The organism is Streptomyces sp. NPDC020875, assembly GCF_040641415.1.
Lineage (GTDB): Bacteria > Actinomycetota > Actinomycetes > Streptomycetales > Streptomycetaceae > Streptomyces.
In genome coordinates, this window is the sequence record NZ_JBFADP010000064.1 from 1 (window position 1) to 15,298 (window position 15,298).

16 protein-coding genes are annotated in these 15,298 nt (G+C 72.8%); 11 read left to right on the forward strand and 5 right to left on the reverse strand.

Features of this window, described 5'->3' with window-relative positions; genetic code table 11:
- Positions 1-165 precede the first annotated feature (165 nt).
- Positions 166-342: a hypothetical protein gene (locus tag AB0G74_RS29140; RefSeq protein ID WP_358823751.1), complete on the reverse strand. Its 177-nt coding sequence runs from the start codon at positions 340-342 to the stop codon at positions 166-168.
- A 260-nt stretch (positions 343-602) separates the two neighbouring features.
- Between AB0G74_RS29140 and AB0G74_RS29145 the strand changes: the two genes are divergently transcribed.
- The 4 genes from AB0G74_RS29145 to AB0G74_RS29160 all read left to right on the forward strand — a co-directional run bounded on the left by AB0G74_RS29145 (position 603) and on the right by AB0G74_RS29160 (position 4,487).
- The gene (locus AB0G74_RS29145) at positions 603-1,841 is read left to right on the forward strand and encodes an NYN domain-containing protein (protein WP_361152115.1); all 1,239 of its coding nucleotides are present in this window, start codon (positions 603-605) and stop codon (positions 1,839-1,841) included.
- Between the two features lie 105 nt (positions 1,842-1,946).
- Positions 1,947-2,921 carry an ABC transporter ATP-binding protein gene (locus AB0G74_RS29150; RefSeq protein WP_358823820.1) on the forward strand — a complete coding sequence of 325 codons (975 nt, stop codon included), beginning with the start codon at positions 1,947-1,949 and terminating at the stop codon, positions 2,919-2,921.
- The gene (locus AB0G74_RS29155) at positions 2,918-3,760 is read left to right on the forward strand and encodes an ABC transporter permease (RefSeq protein WP_361152118.1); all 843 of its coding nucleotides are present in this window, start codon (positions 2,918-2,920) and stop codon (positions 3,758-3,760) included. The genes AB0G74_RS29150 and AB0G74_RS29155 overlap by 4 nt, the downstream gene beginning before the upstream one ends.
- Before the next feature lie 34 nt (positions 3,761-3,794).
- Positions 3,795-4,487 (forward strand): hypothetical protein, encoded by a 693-nt coding sequence (locus AB0G74_RS29160; protein ID WP_361152121.1) that lies wholly within the window; start codon positions 3,795-3,797, stop codon positions 4,485-4,487.
- 729 nt (positions 4,488-5,216) lie between these two features.
- On the opposite strand, the gene ybaK is transcribed toward AB0G74_RS29160, so the two are convergent.
- From ybaK to AB0G74_RS29180, 4 genes are all read right to left on the reverse strand, one after another.
- On the reverse strand, positions 5,217-5,714 hold the full coding sequence (gene ybaK, locus AB0G74_RS29165) for a Cys-tRNA(Pro) deacylase (protein WP_361152123.1): 498 nt from the start codon (positions 5,712-5,714) through the stop codon (positions 5,217-5,219).
- Positions 5,715-5,803: 89 nt separating this feature from the next.
- On the reverse strand, positions 5,804-6,544 hold the full coding sequence (locus tag AB0G74_RS29170; protein ID WP_361152125.1) for an LON peptidase substrate-binding domain-containing protein: 741 nt from the start codon (positions 6,542-6,544) through the stop codon (positions 5,804-5,806).
- A gap of 11 nt (positions 6,545-6,555) precedes the next feature.
- Positions 6,556-7,593: a hypothetical protein gene (locus tag AB0G74_RS29175; RefSeq protein ID WP_361152127.1), complete on the reverse strand. Its 1,038-nt coding sequence runs from the start codon at positions 7,591-7,593 to the stop codon at positions 6,556-6,558.
- Between the two features lie 533 nt (positions 7,594-8,126).
- Positions 8,127-9,668: an oxidoreductase gene (locus tag AB0G74_RS29180; protein ID WP_361152211.1), complete on the reverse strand. Its 1,542-nt coding sequence runs from the start codon at positions 9,666-9,668 to the stop codon at positions 8,127-8,129.
- 240 nt (positions 9,669-9,908) lie between these two features.
- Here AB0G74_RS29180 and hisD point away from each other — a divergent pair, with 240 nt between their 5' ends.
- Genes hisD through hisF form a run of 7 tightly spaced genes read left to right on the forward strand, consistent with a single transcriptional unit; the run spans position 9,909 to position 15,230 of the window.
- Positions 9,909-11,231 carry a histidinol dehydrogenase gene (gene hisD, locus AB0G74_RS29185; RefSeq protein WP_361152129.1) on the forward strand — a complete coding sequence of 441 codons (1,323 nt, stop codon included), beginning with the start codon at positions 9,909-9,911 and terminating at the stop codon, positions 11,229-11,231.
- Positions 11,228-12,367 (forward strand): histidinol-phosphate transaminase, encoded by a 1,140-nt coding sequence (locus tag AB0G74_RS29190; protein ID WP_361152132.1) that lies wholly within the window; start codon positions 11,228-11,230, stop codon positions 12,365-12,367. The genes hisD and AB0G74_RS29190 overlap by 4 nt, the downstream gene beginning before the upstream one ends.
- The gene (gene hisB, locus AB0G74_RS29195; protein WP_361152134.1) at positions 12,364-12,957 is read left to right on the forward strand and encodes an imidazoleglycerol-phosphate dehydratase HisB; all 594 of its coding nucleotides are present in this window, start codon (positions 12,364-12,366) and stop codon (positions 12,955-12,957) included. The genes AB0G74_RS29190 and hisB overlap by 4 nt, the downstream gene beginning before the upstream one ends.
- Complete coding sequence (locus AB0G74_RS29200) at positions 12,954-13,118, forward strand: hypothetical protein (protein WP_361152137.1); 165 nt, start codon at positions 12,954-12,956, stop codon at positions 13,116-13,118. Before hisB ends, AB0G74_RS29200 begins: the two co-directional genes overlap by 4 nt.
- Positions 13,115-13,753: an imidazole glycerol phosphate synthase subunit HisH gene (gene hisH, locus AB0G74_RS29205; RefSeq protein ID WP_361152140.1), complete on the forward strand. Its 639-nt coding sequence runs from the start codon at positions 13,115-13,117 to the stop codon at positions 13,751-13,753. Before AB0G74_RS29200 ends, hisH begins: the two co-directional genes overlap by 4 nt.
- Positions 13,750-14,478 carry a bifunctional 1-(5-phosphoribosyl)-5-((5-phosphoribosylamino)methylideneamino)imidazole-4-carboxamide isomerase/phosphoribosylanthranilate isomerase PriA gene (gene priA / locus AB0G74_RS29210; RefSeq protein ID WP_361152142.1) on the forward strand — a complete coding sequence of 243 codons (729 nt, stop codon included), beginning with the start codon at positions 13,750-13,752 and terminating at the stop codon, positions 14,476-14,478. Before hisH ends, priA begins: the two co-directional genes overlap by 4 nt.
- A complete protein-coding gene (gene hisF / locus AB0G74_RS29215) occupies positions 14,475-15,230 on the forward strand; it encodes an imidazole glycerol phosphate synthase subunit HisF (protein ID WP_361152145.1) in 756 nt (251 codons plus the stop codon). The genes priA and hisF overlap by 4 nt, the downstream gene beginning before the upstream one ends.
- Positions 15,231-15,298: the final 68 nt, after the last annotated feature.

Here is a 15,298-nt window from a genome sequence, read left to right on the forward strand (position 1 = left end):
GGGTCCGTCGTCGACTGGGTCTGCCAGGCGAAGGAGACGGGGTGGCGGCCCGGGGTGGGACAGCCGATCCGCTCGCAGGAGCACCGGTAGGCCCGTATCCCCGTCCGGACCGGGATCCCGCCCGGCGGTACGGAGAACGGCGGCTTCCGCCGCGACGGGGTGGCGTCAGTTGTGGCCGAAACGCCGCTGGTGCTTGCGGGCGACATCCGCCGGGCTGCCCTGGGCCTGCGTCTGCGGCCTGTTCTGCGCCTCGTAGGCGGTGGCCTTCGCCTGCTCCTGGCCCTGCGCGGGCGCTTCGGAGCGGTTCTGCTGACGATCCTTGCGATTCTTGTTCTTGGCCATGGGAAATGCCTCCACATCGCGTTCTTCTCGGGGCAGGGCGACTCGGCGGCCCTGTGAGATCGCGACCAGACTCACATACCGGTCCATAGGCCGCATTTTGGATCATCGCGGTGGGTAAAGGTGCCTTGTCAAGGGCCTGGACCTGGGGATCCGCCACGCCGGAAGATCGAGTTCCGGCCGGTTGTCCCGATCCGTTCGGGCAGACTCGGGGGAGACCCGGAGTACGACACCGGGCCGGTCCCGGGGTTTTCCGAAAGAGGGTGGAGCGCGTGGACCGCTGTGTTGTCCTGGTGGACGCCGGGTATCTGCTGGGGGCCGCCGCCAGCCTGCTGGCCGGAGAACCGGCCAGGTCACGGATCACGGTCGACCACACCGCCCTCATCCAGGGGCTGCGCGAACTCGCCGAGAGCGACACCGGACGCCCCCTGCTCCGTATCTACTGGTTCGACGGCGCCCCCGACCGGGTGCCGCAGCCCGAGCACCGCAGACTGCGGGTGATGCCCCGGGTCACCGTCCGGCTCGGCGCCCTGACCCGCAGCGACGGCCGCTGGGCGCAGAAGGGCGTGGACGCGGCCATGCACGCCGAACTGACCGAACTGGCCAGAAACCACGCCTGCTCCGATATCGTCCTGGTCACCGGGGACGGCGATCTGCTGCCCGGACTGATGTCGGCGAAGGAACACGGCGTCGCCGTCCACCTCTGGGCCGTCCAGGCCGCCGACGGCGACTACAACCAGTCCGAGGACCTGGTCGCCGAGGCCGACGAGCGGCGGGTACTGGACCGCGGCTGGATCACCGGCGCGGTCCGCGCCAAGGACCTCGCCGCCGCCGTCACCCCGCCGCCCGCGCCCCGGCCCGAGATCGCCGCCATCCTCTCCGCGCCGCTGCCCGAGTCCGCCATCGCCGCCGCCCAGGAACGGGCGGCCGGCGCCGCCGGACCCGGCGGGGACGACGCGCCAGGTCACGGGGCCGTACCCGCCGACGCCCCCGCCGCGCCCGCGGCCAAGGGCGTCCCCACCCCCAAGGACCTGGCCGGACTTCGCGCCCCCGGCCTCCACCCGCCGCAGCCGCTCCCCTCCGCCACCCTCCGCTGGTCCTCCGACAAGGGGTGGATCGACCGCGCGGGCACCCTCGGCGAACCGCCCGAGACCGCCTCACTGCCCACCCTCGCCCAGCTGACCAGCGCCGAACAGCGCTGGGCCGACCGCGAGGAGGACATCACCACCGTCGGCGGCGACCCCTTCGAGGTCGGCCAGGTCTTCGCCCGCCGCTGGACGGCCCGCCTCCCCGAGAACGGCCATGTCCAGAAGCTCGCCACGATGTACCCCAGGATCCCGCACCGGATCGACGGGGAACTCCTCCGCTACGCGGCCCGCTTCGGTCTGCTGGCGCACAAGGACGACCAGATCGACGAACACGACCGCTATGCGATCCGGGCCGGTTTCTGGCGCGAGATCGATGTCCGGGCGGCGGCCGAGCACGCTCCGGCCGCCGAGTAGACGCGCCCGTACTGTCCGGAATCTCCGGTGACGGGCCGGGGCGGAAAGGGCACCCGGGCACGGCGGCGGGGCGGGGACCCCGTACTCTCGTACCTCGTGAGTACGGTGTGCGTGGTGCGGCGGCTGGTCAAGACGTACCCTGCCGTGCGTGCCCGCCGGGGCGTCCCCGCGACACCCGAGGTCAGGGCCACCGACGGGATCAGCCTGGAGGTCGAGGGCGGGGAGATCTTCGGACTCCTCGGACCCAACGGCGCCGGGAAATCCACCCTCGTCCGCCAGTTGACCGGCCTGATGCGACCCGACGCGGGCAGCGTCGAGGTCCTCGGCCACGATCTCGTACGCCACCCCGAGCGCGCCGCCCGGCTCGTCGGCTATCTCGGCCAGGAATCCACCGCGCTCGACGAACTCACCGTCGCCCTCGCCGCCGAGACCACCGCCCGGCTGCGGGGCCTCACCCTGGCCCGGGCCAGGGCCGAACGCGACGCGGTCCTCGACGAGCTGGGCCTCACCCCGCTCGCCGGCCGGGCCCTGAAGAAGCTCTCCGGCGGGGAACGCCGGCTCGCCTGTGTCGCCGCCGCGCTGGTCGGCGAGCGACCCCTCCTCGTCCTGGACGAACCCACCACCGGGATGGACCCCGTCGCCCGGCGCGCCGTCTGGGCCGCCGTGGACCGGCGCCGCGCCGAACACGGCACGACCGTCGTCCTGGTCACCCATAACGTCATCGAGGCCGAGACCGTACTCGACCGGGTCGCCGTCCTCGACCGCGGCCGGGTCATCGCCTGCGACACGCCGAGCGGGCTCAAGGAGCGGATCGCGGGCGAGGTCCGGGTCGAACTGGTGTGGCGGGAACGCGCGCCCCTGGACGTCCCCGAGGTCGCCGCGTTGCGCGACTTCGCGAGCGAGTCCGGGCGGCGCTGGGTGCTCAGGCTGGCACCCGACGAGGCACGGGCCGCCGTCGCCGCCGTCACGGGCGGCGCCGCCTTCGCGGCGCTCGACGACTTCACACTCGCGACGCCCAGCCTGGAGGACGTGTACTTGGCGCTCGGGGGGAACGCGACGAAGGGGCTGGTCAAGGCGTGAGCATCGTGCCCGTACAAGCGGTGTCCGGGCGGAGCCGGACAACGGAGGCGGAATCGGCGGATCCGGGGGCGGCGGCGGTCGCCCCGGCCCCGCTGGCACCCCGGGCCCGGCTGCTGCCGTCGCTCGCGGCGGTCTACCGGGCCCAGCTCTCCCGGGCCCGGGTGGCCCGGATCCCGCTGCTCTTCGTAGCCACCTTCCAGTCCGTCGGGATCATGATCCTGATGCGCGGCGTGGTCGACGGCGGCGCCGAGGCACGGGCCGTGGTCGCCGGGTCGTCGGTCCTGGTCGTCGCGTTCGTGGCGCTCAATCTGCTCGCCCAGTACTTCGGCCAGCTCCGGGGCAGCGGAGGACTCGACCACTACGCCACCCTGCCCGTACCGCCCGCCGCCGTGGTCCTCGGCGCGGCCGGTGCCTACGCCTCCTTCACCGCGCCCGGCACCATCGTCACCGCCGTCTCCGGCAGCCTCCTCTTCGGCCTCCCGATGACCCATCTCTGGGTCCTGGTGGCCGTCGTACCGCTCGCCGGGGCGGCCCTCGCCGGACTCGGCGCGGCCCTCGGACTGCTCGCGCCCCGGCCGGAACTCGCCACCCTTCTCGGCCAGCTCGGCATGTCCGCCGCGCTGCTCCTCGGAGTGCTGCCCCCGGCCAGACTGCCCGAGCCGATCACCTACCTCCGCGATCTGATGCCCTCCACCTACGGCGTCGAGGCACTCGCCCGAGCCTTCGACACCCGGCCCGACTGGGCGGGCGTCGCCGTCGACCTGGGGATCTGCGCCGTCGTCGGTGTGGTGTCGCTCACCGTGGCGACCCTGGCGTATCGCCGGGCGGCCGTCCGGTGAGGCGCGGGCGCCCCCGGCCTGGCACGATGGCGTGGTGACCGCACCGCTGACACCGCCGCACCGGCCGGATCCCGACTCCGGCGGAGGCCCGGAACACAACCCCTGGGGAGCGCCGGGGCCCGGACAGGGCCCCGTGCCCACCGGCTGGCCGCCGGTCTTCGACGCCCCGGACCCGGCGGAACGCGCCGCCGAACGCCGGGCCGACCTCCGGGACGGCGCCGTCGTCCTAGTCGCGGTCACCGTCCTCGGGGTCGTCCTCGGTCTGCTGTGGCTCTGGCTGGCCCCCCGGATCCCGCTGATCTCCGACGGCAAGGCGGTCTTCCTCGAGAACTCCGAGGGCGAGGCCGCGATCGGAGCGGACGGAACGTTTGCCCTGCTCGGTCTGGCGTTCGGCGCGATCAGCGCCGCGGGCGTCTTCCTCTACCGGCGGCGCGGCGGTGTACTGCTCGTGGTGGCCCTCGCCCTCGGCGGCCTGCTGGGCTCGGTCCTGGCCTGGCGGTTCGGCCTCTGGTTCGGCCCGCTGGACGACGTGGCGGCGGCGGCCCGGAAGGCGGGCCCCGGGGTCGCCTTCGACGGCCCGCTGGAACTGCGCTCCTACGGCGCCCTGCTGACCTGGCCGCTCGCGGCGATGGTGGTCCATCTCCTCCTCACGGCGATCTTCCCGGCCCGGGACGCCGAATCGAAGGACCTCCCCGTCGGCTATTACTGGGGCGCCCCGCCGCGCTGACGCCCGGTCGCCCCGGCAGGTGTGCCGCGCCCCGTCGCCGGGGCGCGGCGCGGCGTCACGCGGGGCGACGGCCGTGGTTCGCCTTACGGGTACGCCACTTGCGCTTACGGGTGCGTTTCGACATGGCGGCTCCTTCCCGGGGCGCCCCTTCGAGGGCGTCCGTACGGTCGTATCCGACAACGCGCCGCCCGTCGACCCCCCGCGCGCCCCTCCGCAGCCCCGGCCGCGCCGCCGCCCCGTCTGTGGCTGTTCGCGCGCTATGCCTCCGGCTATGGGGGGACCGCCAGCGCCTTGGCCGTCGGGGGCACCGCGCCAAATACCCGGTCTCGCCCGGCAGCCTGATGCTGTCTGCGGTCCGCGCCACCGTCGTGGCTTGTCGCGCAGTTCCCCGCGCCCCTGGTTGCCCTTCTCACCGTCCTTGTCATGAGGCGGGCTCCCTCTACCCAGGGGCGGCGCCGGGTAGAGCATTTAGGGGCGCGGGGAACTGCGCGAGCAGCCACGATGGCGGTGCGGACCGCAGACAACGCCAGGTCGCCGGGCGAGACCGGGGGTTGTGGCCCTCACCAGGAGGGCCAAGGCGCTGGGGGTCCCCCCATTGCCGGAGGCATAGGGGGCGGAACTGCGCGAACAGCCACGACGGTGGTGCAGACCGCGAACAACAGTAGGCCGCTGGGCGGGGCTCGGGAAGGCGGGGACATCAAGACGCGGCGTACCCCGGGGCGGGAGGCGCTACGGGCGGGCGATCGGGGCCAGTGTCGCCGCGGTGAGGGACGCGAGGTCCGTGGGGGAGAGTTCGACTTCGAGACCTCGCCGCCCCGCCGAGACGCAGATCGTCGCGTGGTCCGCCGCCGACGCGTCGAGTACGGTCCGCAGCCGTTTGCGCTGCCCCAGCGGGGAGATCCCGCCGCGGACGTAGCCCGTGGTCCGCTCGGCCGCCGCCGGGTCGGCCATCGCCGCGCGCTTGCCGCCGACCGCCGACGCCAGCGCCTTGAGGTCGAGTTGTCCCGCGACCGGGACGACGGCGACGGTCAGTTCGCCGTCGACATCGGCGACGAGGGTCTTGAAGACCCGGTCGGGGCCGACACCGAGCGCCCGGGCCGCCTCGTCGCCGTACGACGCGGACGCGGGGTCGTGCTCGTAGGCGTGGACGGTGTACGCGGTGCCCGCGGCCGTCAGGGCGACCGTCGCCGGGGTGCCGCCCGTCTTCTGCTGCTTCTTCTTCGCCACGGCGCAGGATCTCCTCGCGCGGTCGCCGTCCGGTCCGGCGGGCCGGATCGGCGGCGGGGTCGGGCCCGGCCGGGGCGGCCGGGCGCTGATCAGTTGAGGCTGGTGGGCGCCCGGGTCAGATCGACGGCGGGTACCGAGGGCAGATGGCGGATGACGGCGGTCTCCGACCGCAGCAGCTCCAGTTCGTCGCGGAGCCGGGCGGCCACGTCCGACGCCTCCAGCAGCCGCTGTTTGGCGGGGGTGTCGAGGACGGCCGCCGCGGCGACCAGATACGACACCACGGACGGTTCGTCGGGCAGCTCGGGCGGGGTGGACAGGGTCCGTTCCCGGGCGCCCGCGAGCCGTTTCTGGTAGGCGCGGAAGGCCCGCAGCACCCCTTCGGCGAGGGCCCCCGCGCCGTCGCCGGTCTCCTCCGGGATCTCCTCCAGTTCGGCCGTGAGGTACGGCCCGTCGGCGGTGACGGAGAGCAGCCTGACCCGGGTCGTCCCGGTGGCGAGGACTTCGAAGCTGCCGTCCTCGCGCTCCCGGATCGTCGCGGCGTCGGCGACGCAGCCCACGGAGTGGAACGCGGCGATCGGGTCGGCGCCGAAGCCCGCGGCCGGGCCGCGTTCGGGCAGCCCGGTCGGATCCGGCATCCCGGGTGCGGAGGGGGCCACTTCGTGGCCGTCGCGGATCGCGACCACGGCGAAGCGGCGTGGCTGGGAATCGTCCGTCTTCAACAGTTCGCGCATCATGGCGCGATAACGCTCCTCGAAGACGTTCAGGGGCAGGACGAGCCCCGGGAACAGCACCGAGTTCAGTGGGAAGAGCGGCAGACGTGCGGTGGTCACGACCGACAAGACTAATGGGCCGCGGGCCGGTCCCGGTCGGTTCGGCCCCGCTGGGGTCCCGTACGCAGTGGTGTCATCGACGCCAGCCGGGCCCGGACCCCGTCGCGGTCCTGGAGGAACCGGCCCAGCGGATCGTCGGAGAAGTACGTCCACGGGAACGAGGTCGCGTACGGTCCGATCAGCCGGAACTGTTCCAGCGCCGCTTCCCAGCGGCCCCGGCGGACCAGTACGGAGACCGTCAGGTTGCGGACCTCCGCGGGGCCCGGCTGGGCCGCCGGATATCCGGCGGAGAGCTGGACGGCGAGATCGGTGGCGCGGTCGATCCGGTCGGCGTGGACCGGGCTGTAGCCGCCGCTGATCAGCTGGGCGAAGGCGGCCCGGACGGGCAGCGCCTTGATCAGGGAGCCCGGCAGGGCGTCCTCGGCGGCTTTCTCGGCGAAGTCGAAGCACTCGCGGTGCGAGCCGTACCACTGGGCGGAGAGATAGCGCAGGGCGGCCACATGGCAGCCGTAGTGGTGCGGGGAGCGGCGGACGGCCTGTTCCCAGAGGGATTCGAAGGCGGTGTGCGTGGCGTGGGTGCCGCGTGCGTGGTCGAGGGCGATCCGCCACGGCACCGGGTCGCGCGGCGCGCGGTCGGCGGCGGCGTCGATCAGCGGGCCGATCTCCCGCAGCCGTTCGCCGCGGGCGGGGGAGTCCCAGGCCCGGCGGACTTCCAGTTCAGCCTTGACCACCAGGGCGTCCGGGTCGCGTGGGGAGTCGGCCAGCCAGCGGACCAGCCAGTCGTCGCGGGCGTACGCGAAGGCCGCGAGCCGTCTGACGTGGCGGTCCCGGCTCTCCCAGTCGCCGTTCGCCCGGACCGCCGACAGCAGGGCCGCCGCGGGCTGCCAGTCGCCGAGCGCGGCGGCCACCAGGGTCGGGGCCGTCCGCGCGTCGGGGACGTCCAGCAGTACCGCGTCGTCGGGCGGCAACCCGTCCGAAAGCCGCGGGGTATGGCGGAGCACGCGTGCGGTGCGCAGCAGGGCGCGGAGCAATGGCATGGTGCGGACCATTGAAAATCCCGGCCCCCGACTTTGCCAGCGGAACGCTGTGAAGTTTTGGTGGCGGCCGAAAGGTTGTACTGGAGCAGGGCAAGAGACCGTAAAGAGCGTAAAGAAAGAGGGTGGTTGTGGGGTGAACGGGAGGGGAAACGACCCGGCCCGCCGCCTCCGAGGACCCATGAGCCCCTTCTGCCTCAGGGGCCTCGACAGCCGCTTTCGTCACAACCGCAACGATGGTGGTGGCTGTTGTCGATCTTCCGCAGCCGGGCGGCTCCGGGCTCCGTACGGGGGCGGCTTTCGGCCGTCCGCCCGGCGGGGCGGGGTGCCCGTTCCGGCGCCGTACGGCATGGCCGAAAGTCGACCGTACGGCAGCGTATCCGGCTACGGAACCCGGGGGCGACGATTCCGGAGCGTGAGGAATCCGCCGGCCGTCCGACACCGAACCGGTCCGGCGCGCCGCACCGGAGCCCGGTACGTCGGCGCTGCCGCCGGAGCCCCCTACGCCGACCCCGGCCCCGGTGCGCCCGCTGGCCCCGGTGCGCCCGTCAGCTCCGGTTCAGCAGCCGGGTCGCGCCCGCCGCCACCGTGGTCGCCAGGATCCAGCCGAGCATGATCAGCACCGCGGCGCCCCACTGCCAGTTGCCCTCCAGCCGCCAATAGCCCTCCTGGCCGAGGTTGATCACTGGGATCAGCAGATCCAGCGCGTACAGCGGCGGATTGAACTCCGGATGCTCACCCGGCTTGAGCGCCCGCGGCTCGCCCCGGGAGAACGCCAGCGCGCCCGCCGCCCACAGCAGCGCCATCCACAGCGCCGCCCGGCCCGGACGGTAGCCGTACGCCACGGTCAGATCCTGGATATGGCCCCACAACTTGCCCGCCAGCGGCAGCGTCTCGCGCCGCCGCCGCTGCTTGGCCAGCAGCACCTCGCGGGCGTCGGCGTCCTCGCCGCTGTTCCGCAGCACGGTCGCCAGCCGCTCGTACGGCTCCGGGGAGTACTCCGGGGTCGCCGACTCCACCCACGCCAACCGCCTGGCCAGCGGGAACGAGTCGATCGGGACCAGGTTCTCGTAGACGAAACCGCTCATCGCCAGCCCGCCGGGGCCCGGCCAGCTCGCCGCCAGATCGACCAGGGTCACCACCTTGGCGCCGTTCAGCACCACCCGGCCCTCCTCGGGCCGGTCCGCGTTGAACCGCAGTTCGGGGGCGGTGATCCGGCGCAGCGACAGCTCCTCGCCCGCGTTCATCACCAGCCGCGCCCGGTGCAGATCGACCGCGTCGCCGAACCGGCCGTCGTCCAGCCGGACCCCGCCGTGGCATTCGAAGGGCTGGAGCCGGGTACCGCGCCGGGCCCCGGTGTGGATCACTCCGTACGGGGGAGTGCCGCTCGACTCCCCGGTCGCGGCGCTCACCCACGCCCCGGTCAGATACAGGGTCCGCTCCACACTCAGCTGTGGCGCGTTCAGCGCCCGCCGCTCGGCCGCCGCCCGCAGCCGGCTGCCCCGCAGACTGAGGGACACCCCGATCTTCGCCCCGCGCAGACTGAACTCGCCGAAGGTCTGGATCAACTCGGCCTGGAGGTCCTGGGCGACCGAGAGACCGTCCGCGACGATCGCCCGGCCCCGGCGGTCGGGCCGTACCTGGATCTGGTTGATCAGCAGATCCGTACCGATCTGGGCGTCCGTGAGCCGGATCCCGTGCTCCACCCGGCACCTCGGCAGATGCAGATCGCCCTCGGTGCGCAGCCGGGCCGCCTCCAGCTTGGGAATGAGGCACGCCACCATCCGCAGGGTGGTGACATGCGCCTCCGGCATCAGGATCTCGCTGTCGAAGCGGCACGAATGCAGTTCGACATAGGGATCGACCGTGCCGCCCGCCAGCTTGAGCGTGCCGGTGATCTGCACACCCCGCAGTTTGAGGGCCGCGACGCGCCCGGGGCGCGGCGGCGGGCCGTCGAGCAGCAGCAGGGCCACGATATCGGCCCGGACCTGTCGTTCCGGGCCCCAGGGGTGGGGCGAGAAGGGGTCGTTCCGCAGCGGATCGGGATCGCTGAGATCGAGGGTGCTGCCATTTCTGAAGGCGTTCCACATACGTAGCTCGATCGGGCTGAGCCCGTCCGGCGGACCGTCGGCCGACGGCTCGGTCACTGCGCATCCCCCGTTCCTCGACGGCGTCGCGCGACTCCCGTACCCGGGCGCGTACTGCCGTTATTCCCCCTGAGTGACGGGGTGAACGCTAGTGGTCATGGATCACCCCCGGGCACCACGGAGCGCGTATCAGCCAGTGATACGGGAAACGGCCCCCGTTCCGGGTCTGCGAGAATTGTCGGTGTGATCTCCCGAATCGATCTGCGCGGCGACGCCCTCCCCGAGGGGACCGCCCTGCGCGACCTGCTGCCCCGTGCCGAGTTCGACGTGGAAGCCGCCCTGGAGAAGGTGCGGCCCATCTGCGAGGACGTACGCCATCGCGGCACGGCGGCGCTGATCGACTACGCGGAACGCTTCGACGGGGTCGCCCTGGAGCGGATCCGGGTACCCGCCGCCGCCCTCGACGCGGCGCTCGCCGACCTCGACCCGGACGTCCGGGCCGCCCTGGAGGAGTCGATCCGCCGGGCCAGGATCGTCCACCGCGCCCAGCGCCGTACGGACCACACCACCCAGGTCGTCCCCGGCGGCACCGTCACCGAGAAGTGGGTCCCCGTCGAGCGGGTCGGGCTCTACGCGCCCGGCGGCCGCTCCGTCTACCCCTCCTCCGTGATCATGAACGTGGTGCCCGCGCAGGAGGCCGGGGTCGGCTCGATCGCCCTCGCCTCCCCGCCGCAGAAGGAACACGGCGGACTGCCGCACCCCACCATCCTCGCCGCCTGCGCCCTGCTCGGCGTGGAAGAGGTGTACGCGGTCGGCGGCGCCCAGGCCGTCGCCATGTTCGCCTACGGCACCGACGAGTGCGCCCCCGCGAACATGGTCACCGGCCCCGGCAACATCTGGGTCGCCGCCGCCAAGCGCTACTTCACCGGCCGGATCGGCATCGACACCGAGGCCGGTCCGACCGAGATCGCCGTCCTCGCCGACGCGACCGCCGACCCGGCGCATGTCGCCGCCGACCTGATCAGCCAGGCCGAGCACGACCCGCTGGCCGCCGCCGTCCTGGTCACCGACTCGGCCGAACTCGCCGACGCCGTCGAGCGGGAGCTGAAGCCACAGGTCGCCGCCGCCCGCCACGCCGACGAGCGGATCGTGCCCGCCCTCGGCGGCCGGCAGTCCGCGATCGTCCTCGTCGACGGGGTCGACGAGGGCCTGCGGGTCGTCGACGCGTACGGCGCCGAACACCTGGAGATCCAGACCGCGGACGCCGCCGCCGTCGCCGACCGGGTCCGCAACGCGGGCGCGGTCTTCGTCGGCCCCTGGTCGCCGGTCTCCCTCGGCGACTACGCCGCCGGATCCAACCACGTCCTGCCCACCGGCGGCTGCGCCTGCCACTCCTCCGGACTCTCGGTCCAGTCCTTCCTGCGCGGCATCCACGTCGTGGACTACACCCGCGACGCCCTCGCCGAGGTCACCCACCACGTGGTCACCCTCGCCGAGGCCGAGGACCTGCCCGCCCACGGCGCCGCCCTGAAGGCCCGCTTCGGCTGGGAGGTGCCGGGCAAGTGACCGACCGCACCACTCCCCGCCGCACGGCCATCGACGATCTGCCGATCCGGGAGGAACTGCGCGGCAAGTCCCCGTACGGCGCCCCCCAGCTCGATGTGCCCGTCCAGCTCAACACCAACGAGAACCCGTACCCGCTGCCCGAACCGCTGGTCGAGCGGATCGCCGAACGGGTCCGGGAGGCCGCCCGCGGCCTCAACCGCTACCCCGACCGGGACGCGGTCGAGCTGCGGACCCGGCTCGCCGAGTATCTGACCAGGACCGCGGGCCACCGGGTCGGCACCGACCAGGTCTGGGCGGCCAACGGCTCCAACGAGGTCATCCAGCAACTGCTGCAGACCTTCGGCGGCCCCGGCCGGACCGCGATCGGCTTCGAACCGTCGTACTCGATGCACGGACTGATCTCCCGGGGCACCGGCACCCGCTGGCTCTCCGGACCGCGCAACGACGACTTCACCATCGACACCGGGGCCGCCTGCCGGGCCGTCGCCGGACACCGGCCCGATGTGGTCTTCATCACCTCCCCCAACAACCCCACCGGTACCGCCGTCGCGGAAGAGACCGTCCTGGCCCTCTACGAGGCGGCCCAGGCCGCCCGGCCGTCCCTGGTCGTGGTGGACGAGGCGTACGTCGAGTTCAGCCACCGCCCCAGCCTGCTGCCGCTGATCGAGGGCAGGCCCAACCTGGTGGTCTCCCGGACCATGTCCAAGGCGTTCGGCGCCGCCGGACTCCGGCTCGGCTATCTCGCCGCCGACCCGGCCGTCGTGGACGCCGTCCAGCTGGTCCGGCTGCCGTACCACCTCTCCGCCGTCACCCAGGCCACCGCCCTCGCGGCCCTGGAGCACACCGATACCCTGCTCGGGTACGTCGAGCAGCTCAAAACCGAGCGTGACCGCCTGGTCACCGAGTTGCGGGCCATCGGCTACGAGGTCACCGAGTCCGACGCCAACTTCGTCCAGTTCGGACGGTTCGGCGACGCGGCCGGGACGCACGACGCCTGGCGCCGCATCCTCGACCGGGGAGTACTCGTCCGCGACAACGGCGTCCCGGGCTGGCTGCGGGTCACCGCGGGCACCCCCGCCGAGAACGACGCGTTCCTCGACGCCGTACGTGAGTTGAAGAAGGAGCAGAGCACATGAGCCGCGTTGGGCGGGTCGAACGCACCACCAAGGAGACCGCCGTCCTCGTCGAGATCGACCTCGACGGCACCGGAAAGACCGAAGTGTCGACCGGGGTCGGCTTCTACGACCACATGCTCGACCAGCTCGGCCGCCACGGCCTCTTCGACCTCACGGTCAAGACCGAGGGCGATCTGCACATCGACACCCACCACACCATCGAGGACACCGCCCTCGCCCTCGGCGCCGCCTTCAAGCAGGCCCTCGGCGACAAGGTCGGCATCTACCGCTTCGGCAACTGCACCGTCCCCCTCGACGAATCCCTCGCCCAGGTCACCGTCGACCTCTCCGGCCGCCCCTACCTGGTGCACACCGAGCCGGAGAACATGGCGCCGATGATCGGCGCCTACGACACCACGATGACCCGGCACATCTTCGAGTCGTTCGTCGCCCAGGCGCAGATCGCCCTGCACATCCACGTCCCCTACGGACGCAACGCCCACCACATCGTGGAATGCCAGTTCAAGGCCCTCGCCCGGGCCCTGCGCTACGCCTCCGAGCGTGACCCGCGCGCCGCCGGAATCCTCCCCTCCACGAAGGGCGCGCTGTGACCGGCCTCTCCACCATCCTGATCGTGGTCGGCCTCTTCCTCCTCGGCGGCGTCTACTCCTTCGCCAAGCAGGGCCTGCCCAAGGGCGTCGTCGTCCTGCTCGCCATCGGCGCCGGAATGGCCCTCACCGCGGGCGTACTCCGGCTGGACGTGTGGTCATGAGCCGTAAATCGGTCGTCGTCTTCGACTACGGCTTCGGCAACATCCGCTCCGCCGAACGCGCCCTCGCCCGGGTCGGCGCCGATGTCGAGATCACCCGCGACTTCGACCGCGCCATGAACGCCGACGGACTCCTCGTCCCCGGCGTCGGCGCCTTCTCCGCCTGCATGGACGGACTGCGCGCCGCCCGCGGCGACTGGATCGTCGGCCGCCGGCTCTCCGGCGGACGGCCCGTGCTGGGCATCTGCGTCGGCATGCAGATCCTCTTCGCCCGGGGCATCGAACACGGCGTCGAGACCGAAGGGCTCGACGAATGGCCCGGCGCCGTCACCCCCCTCAAGGCGCCAGTCGTCCCCCACATGGGCTGGAACACGGTCGACGCCCCCGCCGACAGCGCCCTCTTCGCCGGAGTCGGCCCCGACGAACGCTTCTACTTCGTGCACTCCTACGCCGCGCACGACTGGGAGCTGGAGATCACCAACGCCGCGATCCGCCCCCCGCACGTCACCTGGGCCACCCACGGCGAGCGCTTCGTCGCCGCCGTGGAGAACAGCGCCCTGTGGGCGACGCAGTTCCACCCCGAAAAGTCCGGCGACGCCGGTGCCCAGCTGCTGACCAACTGGATCGGAACACTGTGACCACGCTCGAACTCCTCCCCGCCGTCGACGTCCGCGACGGACAGGCCGTCCGCCTCGTCCACGGCGAGTCCGGTACCGAGACCTCCTACGGTTCCCCGCTGGAGGCCGCCCTCACCTGGCAGCGCTCCGGCGCCGAGTGGCTCCACCTGGTCGACCTGGACGCGGCCTTCGGCACCGGCGACAACCGGGCCCTGATCGCCGAGGTCACCGCCGCCATGGACATCAAGGTCGAGCTGTCCGGCGGCATCCGCGACGACGCGTCGCTGGCCGCCGCCCTCGCCACCGGCTGCACCCGGGTCAACCTCGGCACCGCCGCGCTGGAGACCCCCGAATGGGTCGCCAAGATCATCGCCGAGCACGGCGACCGGATCGCCGTCGGCCTCGACGTCCGCGGCACCACCCTCCGCGGCCGCGGCTGGACCCGCGACGGCGGCGACCTGTACGAGACCCTCGCCCGGCTCGACTCCGAGGGCTGCGCCCGCTACGTCGTCACCGACATCGCCAAGGACGGCACCCTCCAGGGCCCCAATCTGGACCTGCTGAAGAACGTCTGCGCCGCCACCGACAAGCCCGTCGTCGCCTCCGGCGGCGTCTCGTCCCTCGACGACCTGCGGGCCATCGCCGGACTCGTACCGAACGGCGTCGAAGGCGCGATCGTCGGCAAGGCCCTGTACGCCGAGGCGTTCACCCTGGAGGACGCCCTCGCCGCGGTGGCCTCCGTATGACACTCGCCGTACGGGTCATCCCCTGCCTCGACGTCGACAACGGCCGCGTCGTCAAAGGCGTCAACTTCCAGAACCTGCGGGACGCGGGCGACCCCGTCGAAATGGCCAAGCTCTACGACGCCGAAGGCGCCGACGAACTGACCTTCCTCGACATCACCGCCTCCTCCGGCAACCGCGAGACCACCTACGACGTGGTCCGCCGCACCGCCGAACAGGTCTTCATCCCGCTCACCGTCGGCGGCGGGGTCCGCTCCGCCGACGACGTGGACCGGCTGCTGCGCGCGGGCGCCGACAAGGTCGGCGTCAACACCGCCGCCATCGACCGGCCCGAGCTGATCCGGGAGATCGCCGAACGCTTCGGCCGCCAGGTACTGGTGCTCTCGGTCGACGCCCGGCGCACCCCGGCCGGCGCATTCGAGGTCACCACCCACGGCGGGCGCCGGGGCACCGGCATCGACGCCGTCGAATGGGCCCACCGGGCCGCCGAACTCGGCGCGGGCGAGATCCTGCTGAACTCGATGGACGCCGACGGCACGAAGGACGGCTACGACACCGAGATGATCGCGGCCGTACGGAAACACGTCACCGTCCCCGTCATCGCCAGCGGCGGCGCCGGGCGGCTCGCGGACTTCCCGCCCGCGATCGAGGCGGGCGCGGACGCGGTGCTCGCGGCGTCCGTCTTCCACTTCGGCGACCTCCGGATCACCGAGGTGAAATCAGCCCTCCGAGAGGCGGGCCACCCCGTCCGCTGACGGCCCCTCCCGGCCGGGCCCCGCCCGGCGGCCTGATGTTGTCGGCGGCCTGCGGACCGTGCGTGGCT

Excerpts from the sequence above, each read along its gene's own strand:
- hisF (WP_361152145.1), top strand. The coding sequence starts at position 14,475 with ATGACACTCGCCGTACGGGTCATCCCCTGCCTCGACGTCGACAACGGC.
- hisH (WP_361152140.1), top strand. The coding sequence starts at position 13,115 with ATGAGCCGTAAATCGGTCGTCGTCTTCGACTACGGCTTCGGCAACATC.
- AB0G74_RS29140 (WP_358823751.1), bottom strand. The coding sequence starts at position 342 with ATGGCCAAGAACAAGAATCGCAAGGATCGTCAGCAGAACCGCTCCGAA.
- AB0G74_RS29180 (WP_361152211.1), bottom strand. The coding sequence starts at position 9,668 with ATGTGGAACGCCTTCAGAAATGGCAGCACCCTCGATCTCAGCGATCCC.
- AB0G74_RS29175 (WP_361152127.1), bottom strand. The coding sequence starts at position 7,593 with ATGGTCCGCACCATGCCATTGCTCCGCGCCCTGCTGCGCACCGCACGC.
- hisB (WP_361152134.1), top strand. The coding sequence starts at position 12,364 with ATGAGCCGCGTTGGGCGGGTCGAACGCACCACCAAGGAGACCGCCGTC.